At 67.9% G+C, this 1,068-nt stretch carries 1 protein-coding gene and 1 pseudogene; one reads left to right on the plus strand and one right to left on the minus strand.

Translation table 11 applies throughout. The annotated features are described in order from the left end of the window. A pseudogene (locus tag AC1DP0_RS22210) lies at positions 1-404 on the minus strand (hypothetical protein); the annotation flags it as partial. 279 nt (positions 405-683) lie between these two features. On the opposite strand from AC1DP0_RS22210, the gene AC1DP0_RS22215 reads away from it, so the two are divergent. Continuing rightward, a complete protein-coding gene (locus AC1DP0_RS22215) occupies positions 684-1,064 on the plus strand; it encodes a nitroreductase/quinone reductase family protein (protein WP_478088802.1) in 381 nt (126 codons plus the stop codon). Positions 1,065-1,068: the final 4 nt, after the last annotated feature.

Raw genomic sequence — 1,068 nt, forward strand, 5'->3', positions numbered from 1 at the left:
GTGAACGATCGACCGGCGCGAAGGCCGCTGCCGGGAGTGATGACGAGTTCCTGGTCGCCTGCACGTTCGTAGGCTGCAGGGGAGCCGTTCACCTGCACCTTGGAGATCGTGAAGCCCCTGAGGTCAAGGTCGAATCGGGAGAGGTTCTGCGTCGCGGTCGCCGTGATGACCGCCGTACCCTTGAGCTGCTTCGAAGAGGGTTCGTAGCCGAGCCTCAGCGAGTAGTGGGAGACGTCGTATCCGCCGTTCCCCGCTTGCGGGAAATAGGGGTCCCCGGCTCCGGAGGACCCTGGCGTGAAGATGTCCGCTCCCGCCGGTCCCGCGCTGATCAGGACCATTGCGGACGCCGCGAGCAGGGCACTCGTCCTTCGTGTGAACATCCTCGTCAACCCCTTGGCTGTCATCGTGGACCATTCGAGGGTAGGACTGTGCCCGGGCCGCGAGGCCTGCTTTCGGGGAATGCGCCGGTGCCCTCCGGGCTTGCGCCCGGAGGGCCCGTGCTCAGTGGCGCGCGTCCTTCGTGATCGCCTGGACGAGGYGCCCGGATGCACCGGTGCCCAGTCGTACGAACAGCGGAGTCTGGGCAAGGTCGGCGTCGTAGCCGTCCGGCCACGGTGTAGGACGCGCGTCCTCGCCTACGAACCGGGTCGCGTTCAGCTGGGACCCTTCCCTAGCCTTCGGGTATGGACGTCGAGGCATTGCCCCGGACCGGCACGTGCGAGGTGAGCACCCTCGGGCGTCGCAGCGGGAGAGTCCGCAGGGTCGAGATCTGGTACGTCGTCGTCGACGGGCAGATCGTCCTGACCGGCACTCCCGGTGGGAGGAGCTGGCTGGCCAACTTGCGCGCGCATCCCCAGGCGGTGCTGCACCTGCGTGCGCCGGCGAGCGAGCTCGACGTCCTGGCCCACGAAGTGACGGATCCGGTCACGCGACGACGTGTCACCGAGCAGGCATGGCGCCTCCAGCCCTGGTATGCCGCACAGCCCCACACCGTCGACGAGTGGGTGAKCGCCTCACCCATGGTGACGCTGACGTCGCTCACCGACGACGACAGGCCCCGATGACGCA

The organism is Terrabacter sp. P5_B1, assembly GCF_056400505.1.